The sequence below is a fragment of the Pseudomonas sp. SJZ078 genome, from assembly GCF_007828255.1.
Taxonomy (GTDB): domain Bacteria; phylum Pseudomonadota; class Gammaproteobacteria; order Pseudomonadales; family Pseudomonadaceae; genus Aquipseudomonas.
This window is the reverse complement of record NZ_VIUG01000027.1, coordinates 84489-91121: the sequence shown is the minus strand read 5'-3', so window position 1 is coordinate 91121 and position 6633 is coordinate 84489. Positions and strand designations below refer to the sequence as shown.

Annotated in this window: 7 protein-coding genes; 4 read left to right on the top strand and 3 right to left on the bottom strand. The window is 57.4% G+C overall.

Going from position 1 to position 6633, the window contains the following annotated elements:
* Positions 1-283 precede the first annotated feature (283 nt).
* The 3 genes from FBY02_RS21270 to FBY02_RS21260 all read left to right on the top strand — a co-directional run bounded on the left by FBY02_RS21270 (position 284) and on the right by FBY02_RS21260 (position 2087).
* Positions 284-817 (top strand): hypothetical protein, encoded by a 534-nt coding sequence (locus tag FBY02_RS21270; protein ID WP_144930132.1) that lies wholly within the window; start codon positions 284-286, stop codon positions 815-817.
* A 254-nt stretch (positions 818-1071) separates the two neighbouring features.
* A complete protein-coding gene (locus tag FBY02_RS21265; RefSeq protein WP_144930131.1) occupies positions 1072-1782 on the top strand; it encodes an AzlC family ABC transporter permease in 711 nt (236 codons plus the stop codon).
* A complete protein-coding gene (locus FBY02_RS21260) occupies positions 1779-2087 on the top strand; it encodes an AzlD family protein (RefSeq protein ID WP_144930130.1) in 309 nt (102 codons plus the stop codon). Before FBY02_RS21265 ends, FBY02_RS21260 begins: the two co-directional genes overlap by 4 nt.
* Before the next feature lie 32 nt (positions 2088-2119).
* On the opposite strand, the gene FBY02_RS21255 is transcribed toward FBY02_RS21260, so the two are convergent.
* On the bottom strand, positions 2120-3490 hold the full coding sequence (locus FBY02_RS21255; protein ID WP_144930129.1) for a hypothetical protein: 1371 nt from the start codon (positions 3488-3490) through the stop codon (positions 2120-2122).
* Positions 3491-3622: 132 nt separating this feature from the next.
* A complete protein-coding gene (locus FBY02_RS21250; protein ID WP_144930128.1) occupies positions 3623-3829 on the bottom strand; it encodes a hypothetical protein in 207 nt (68 codons plus the stop codon).
* Positions 3830-4222: 393 nt separating this feature from the next.
* Here FBY02_RS21250 and FBY02_RS21245 point away from each other — a divergent pair, with 393 nt between their 5' ends.
* Positions 4223-4723: an anti-virulence regulator CigR family protein gene (locus FBY02_RS21245; protein WP_144930127.1), complete on the top strand. Its 501-nt coding sequence runs from the start codon at positions 4223-4225 to the stop codon at positions 4721-4723.
* Positions 4724-4771: 48 nt separating this feature from the next.
* Here FBY02_RS21245 and FBY02_RS21240 read toward each other — a convergent pair whose 3' ends face one another.
* A complete protein-coding gene (locus FBY02_RS21240; protein ID WP_144930126.1) occupies positions 4772-6622 on the bottom strand; it encodes a sigma-54-dependent Fis family transcriptional regulator in 1851 nt (616 codons plus the stop codon).
* Between the last annotated feature and the right edge of the window lie 11 nt (positions 6623-6633).

Below are 6633 nucleotides of genomic sequence, written 5' to 3'. Positions count from 1 at the left end.
CTCCACAGCCATAACAACTACCTGCCGCCAATAGCCATGGAGCAGCAGGCAGCTTGATCACCGTAATCGGTGTCCGGAAAAACTTGACCAGAACACAGGGCCTCCTCCGCTACGTTCCAGCTCGCGCTGGGGGAGGGGTCTAAAAGTTGTGTACGGTTCCTGTTTATGATTTAAAGGAGCGGCTGCAAGTCGAGTGTTCTGTAGCACCATAGAAATTGCGCCTGGAAGGCGCCGACCCGAGAGAGGCGGATTGTCTCCAGGTATCTCAAAAGGGATTTTAGCTATGAATCTGTCTCTGCAAGACATCACCTCTGAGCAAGCCGACGCCCTAAAAAAACAGTCCCAAGCAGCTTATGACGTGGAAGTCGAAAAGCTGCAAGCGCTTCATCAGAACGCTCATCCTCAGACCCTGGCTGGGCTTGGATCCCGGCAAGGCATTTGTGGCTACTTCAACTTTCAGAGTGGCGACAGCAGTAATGGGTCCCACACCGAAGTGATTCAGATCTCGGCTTCGTCTGCCATGATTGGCCCAGATGCTCCCCAGCAAGGCATCCGGGTCCGATTCGCAGGCCATGCGACTGGCACGGGTACCCATCTGAATATCTCCAATCTGTATCTGCTGGGTACGGTGCCTGATGCCGAGAACCTCATCGGGGTCCAATTGACACTGCAGCTATCGATAAGCGCTGGCTCAATCAAGGTGTACATCTCCGAAGGGACCCGTTTGCAGGCAGTGCTGGTCCATCCTGAGCAGTCCCCACCTGTTATTGACGGAGAGTTCTCCGGTAGTGGCGTCGGTACCTTCACGCAGGCGTGATGTAGCCCTATACAGGCAGAAGGCCCTGGCGCACAAGCCGGGCCTTTCTCGTCCAGAGCCGCGTTTCATTTGTTCCTCGCTACTTCGCATCTCCGGTCAATGCCCTGAGGTACTCAGCGGCCTTCCGATACTGTTCAGCCTTCGCTGAGGCATGAGGTTATCGAATAGGGCCTCTTCGAATTATGTGCTTTTCGGAAGTTGTCTTCGGCTCGCATACTTGTTTCTTTCAAGCCGATTCTGAACGAGGCGCTGTCGTGTCAAACGTTGAACCCCCTCTGCATGAGTTGAAGCGCGAATACATCTACGACGGCTTCAGGCAGTTGATGCCGATCTCTCTGTTCGTCATCGTATTCGGGGTCGCTTTCGGTTTGGCTGCAGCGCAAACGGGCTTGGGTGATACGTCGGCCGTACTCATGAGCACACTGGTTTTTGCCGGCGCTTCACAATTTGCCGCGCTGGATCTGTGGGGCGAACAGGTGCCCGTGGTGCCACTGATCATCACCGTGTTCGCCATCAACGCCCGCCATCTGTTGATGGGCGCGACGCTCTACCCATGGCTGCGGGAGCTGCCGGTGGCCAAGCGCTACGGTGTGATGCTGGTGGTCTCGGACGCCAACTGGGCGATGGCGATGCAAGCGTTCAACGCTGGCAAACCGGGGTTCGGGTTGCTGTTCGGGGGCGGTATTGCGCTGTGGGCCGCCTGGATCCTGGGCAGTTGGCTGGGCTTGCATTTTGGCAGCGCCATCCAGAATCCCGTCAGTTTCGGACTCGACATGGTGATGGGGTGTTTCCTGTTGGCGATGGTGGTCGGCGGCAAGAAAAACCTGCGCATGTTCATCATCTGGACCATCGCGGCCTGCTCTTCGCTGATGGCTTACTGGTACTTACCGGCTAACAGTCATGTCGTCGTGGGGGCTTTGGCGGGAGGGCTGTTGGGCGCGTTGTGGATGGAGGAAAAACAATGAATATCGCAACGGCGGGGTATGGCACGCTGGTCATCATCCTGATCATGGCAATCGTGACATTGGCGACTCGCTGGGGCGGGGTTTTCGTGATGTCGTTCGTACCGATCAACTATCGGGTGCAGCAGTTCATCACCGCCATGTCGGGTTCGGTATTGGTGGCGGTCCTGGCACCGATGGCGGTCAAGGGGGATGACGGCGCACGCCTGGCGTTGCTCACCACGGCAGTTGTCATGCTGGTTCTGAAAAAACCGTTGCCGGCAATTGCGGCGGGCATACTGGCAGCTGCAGTGGTGAGGCACCTATGATTCCTTATGGAGTCGCTACTTTCTTCTTCCTGTTATCCCTTCAATCGCAACACGAAAGGAATTATGCGGCGGTTCTCAATAAACCGACCGACTACGACGATGGCATGGTCGTGCTGTACAGTCAGTGCTGACAGCAACAGTTCGTCCTTCATGGGAAACTCGGTCCAGCCCTGGTTTTTGCCGAAGCTGGTATCGAACGTCCCATCGGGTTGATAACGTCCAACGATCAGGAGTTCGGTATTTTTCCCGGAACTGCCACAGGTGACGATGCGCCCGTCTGATTGAACCGCACAGTCCTGCCATCGAGAGCTAAGGTTCATGACGCTCAAGATGGGCTCACCATAATTGAAGGTCGGATCTGCCTTGCCTTCCTTGTCGATACTTGCCAGCATTCCATGAGTTGTATACCGAGTGGCGGCGTTCCTGCCGATACCGACGCCGACAAGTGTGAAGTTGTTTCTTGATGCGATGGAGTGGAAAGCTCCACTGCCATTTGCGCCGAGGTCAAAGACAAAGCCACCTGCGCCAAAGCTCAAATCGAGCTGTCCGTTCAAGTGCACTCTGACCCACGCCATATAATTCCTTTGGGTGAGCTGTATATAACCTCCCAGATAGATATGGCGATCAGTGACCAGCATGCTTCGTGCATTCACATGGTGGAGATTGGGAGGCTGCTCGGGATGCTCAATGATGCTCCCTCCCTTGTTGCCGAAGTCCTGTACGAGATTGCCGGAATCATCCAGACACATGAGCAACGTCAAGCCTTTGCCCTCTCTTGTAGCAAATCCCGAAATATAGGTGCGCCCGCCATGCACAACTAACGAAGTTTGCCCAGGCCTAAGATACTTTGGCTCAGGGGAGTCGGCTGCAGAGTCGTAGCTGTTCAGGCTTATTTCGTCGAAGTCCTCATGAAACGGAACCGAGTGACCGTTGACGCCGAATGAAAGATCCAGCGTGCCGTTTGGCAAGTAACGGGCGAGTGCGAAACGGCTAATAAGATAGTTAGGCGGTACTATTACTTTTCCAAGTACAAGGATTTTTCCATCCGGTAAGACGTGAACCTGTTCTGCCAGGCTTGTTAAACCCGGTATGAATGAGTTTATGACAGGGCTGCCGTTATTGAAGGACTCATCAAGAGTCCCGTCAGGATTGAGTGCAGTAATCATGTATTGACTACTGTCGTTGAGGGCGGTGCCTCCGACGATATACAGCTTGTTCCCTGGACCGATCGCGACATCGGTGGCGTCTGTTCCGGAAAGAATATAAATCTCACCGTTATTGAACTCAGGATCAAGCTCACCCGCTCGGGGGGGGGCTACGTTTTTTGTTTGACTGTTGTCGGTATCCACGCCTGTATCTCCATAGGGGGTACTGGCGCCATTTGATTCCTCGATCTGATTCATGGCTACTGTCAGAGCTGACAGGTCGCGCAGTCGATCGGATGAGTGGAAATGAACGGATTTATGCAGTGCATAAATCCTCGACACGTTTCCAGAATGTGCTTCTCCGGTCCCCTTCAACGTTGGCGTGAAGAATCAGATCGTGCAGCCAGTGCCCTCCACGAACGTGTGCTCCAGAGCAGGAGGCATGAAGAACAAGGACGACTCCTGCGTCACATCAACAGACGGCAGTTCAAAACCACCCAGCACCTGCGCATGAAACTCACTCAGCCGTATCGATTCCTCTTCCTTTGCCTTTGCCATTCTCGCGTGGTTCGCTGCGATTTCATTGAGAGTTGACACGGTACATCTCCGATAGCTGACCAAGCGTGATTGAGTTGCCGCAGTGCCAGAATGTCGTCGTCCTGGCTACTACGGCGATTGCTGCAAACCCTGAGCCAGACGTGGCCGAGCAAGGTCGGCCAGATCTGGCAGGCGACGAATGGATTCGCACACCCATGATGCTTCAGCCATGTCTCAACAATAAGTCAGTTGGCGTGCTGCGCGGTGGGCCGATAACGCGAGGTCGGCCAATCAGGAGAGGAACAATGAGATGAAAAGCAGGCCAGGTAATCCTTGCGCATGGAGCTCCTTAATAACGTGCGTTGCCTCAGCGGCGGGGCACGTGATGTGGAACTAATATCATCTTATGCGTCCACATGTGCAGGGACATTCCCTTTTTTAGTGAGAACCATCATGCTCAAATCTCGCTCGTTGATTGCAGTGGTTACATGCTTCGCCTTGGTGGCGGGGCCTGAAATTGTCGTCGCGGATCCGGGCAACGGCAAGGGAAACGCTCAGTTCGACCAGGGTCCGGGTCACGGGCAGGGCAAAGGAGGGCAAGGCAACAAGGGTGGTCAAGGCAACTACGGTAGCCAGGGTGGCAAGGGCAACACTCACGGCGGTGGCGGCGACTGGCACAACGGTCCGAGCATCGACCGGGGCGGTATCCTCGGTGTGATCGGCGGTTATCGCGATTATTGGAGCCCCGGCCCGGCGCTGCCGCCGGGCATTCAGAAAAACCTCGCACGGGGCAAACCGATGCCGCCGGGCATTGCCAAGAAGCTGGACGGGCGCCTGTTGGGACGCTTGCCGCACTACGATGGCTACGAGTGGCGGCAGGTGGGCACGGACCTGATCCTGGTAGCGATAGCCACTGGCATCATCTACGAAGTATTGAACGGTGCGTTCGATTGAGACTCGGTTGAACCCGGCGTAGCAGCCTGTTGGCAGGCTGCTACGCCCTTAGTTTTCAAGCTGCCGCAGACGTTTGTACAAGGTATTGCGGCTGACTCCGAGCCGACGGGCCAGGTGCGAGATGTTGCCGCCGACCGCCTGCAATTGGCGGTTCAGGTCTTCGGCATCGTTCAAGTCCACTGACAGCGGCTCCGGTGCGTCCACCGGGTCCATCTCCAGGTCCACGAAGAAATCGTCCGGCAGGTGTTCCGGGCGGATCGGCTGTTCCTCGGCCATCGCCAAAGCCACTTGCAGCACGCTGCTGACTTGTCGCAGGTTGCCCGGCCACGGATGACGCTCGAACAGCTCCTGCACCTCGCGGCTCAGGCCGGCCCATTGGGTCGGCTCGCGATGATGTTCCCACAGGCGTTTGAACAATGCCTGCTTGTCGCTGCGTTCGCGCAACGGCGGCAGTTCCAGGGTCAGGCCGCCGATGCGGTAGTACAGGTCTTCGCGGAAACGGCCCAGTTGCACTTGTTCGCGCAGCGAGCGGTTGGTGGCGGAGATGATGCGGATGTCCACCGGGAACAGCTCGGCGCTGCCCACCGGTTGCACGCAACGCTCCTGCAACACCCGCAGCAAACGGGCCTGGGTCGGCAGGGGCATGTCGCCGATCTCGTCGAGGAACAATGTGCCGCGGTCGGCCTTGCGGATCAGGCCGATGCTGCCTTTCTGGTTGGCGCCGGTGAAGGCGCCTTTTTCATAACCGAACAATTCCGACTCTACCAGCTCGGCCGGGATGGCCGCGCAGTTGACCGCAATGAACGGCTGCTTGCAACGGGAGCTGGCTTGGTGCAAGGCCTTGACGAACACTTCCTTGCCGACGCCGGTCTCGCCGTGGATCAACAGCGGAATGTCTTTTTCCAGCAAGCGTTCGGCCTGGCGCACGGCTTTTTCCACGCGGCTGTCACCAAAATGCAGGGTATTGAGGCTGATGACGTGGGCGGCGGGAGCGGGGGCGGGCGAGGGCGCCGGTTCGGTGAAAAGGCGTGGCTTGATCGACATCTGGTTGGGGCGCTTGAGCATGCACTGGAAACGATTGCGACCGGCTGCTTGCAGGGAAAACGGCAGGCCGTCGGGCTGGTTCAGCAGCTCCAGCAGCGAGACCTTGAACAGGCTTTCGATACTGACCCGCGTCAGGCTCAGACCCAGCAGGTTGTCGGCCCGGCGGTTGGCGGAGAGTACCTGGCCGCTCTCGTCGAAAATCAGCAGGCCGGCCCATTGGCTGTCGAGGTTGTTCAAACCGGTGTTGAAGATCAGTTGGAAGTGTTCACCCCGGAACAGGTTGAGGATCAGCCGGTTCTCCACGGTCTGGCTCATCATCTTGACCATGCCCAGGGTGTGGGAGGGTGGCAAGTAGCTGTCGCTGGACACATCCAGCACGGCGATCACCTTGCGCTCGGCATCGAAGATCGGCGCGGCGGAGCCGGTCATGAAGCGGTTGGCCTTGAGGAAGTGTTCATCGTGTTCAATGTGCACCGCCTGCTCGCAGGCCAGTGCGGTGCCGATGGCGTTGGTGCCGGTGCAACGCTCCATCCAGTTTGCCCCTGCGCTGAAGCCGTGGGCCAGTTTTGGCTCGATGAAGCGCTGGGTGCCCCAGGAGGTCAGCACCTGCCCCTGGTTGTCGGCCAGCATGATCAGGCAATTGGAATTGCTGAGGATGTTCTCATAGTAAGGCAGGACTTCCTGGTGGGTGGTCTGCACCAGGGAGTGCTGGCTTTCGAGCAACTGGGCAATGCTCTCGGCGGGTAACGGGTCGAAGGTCGGCGCGCTCTGGTGATTCAGGCCAAAGGCACGGCAGCGGGACCAGGAGGCCTGGATGATGGCATCGTGGGACAAGGCAGGAGCTGGTGCGGCCATTGGGCACTCTC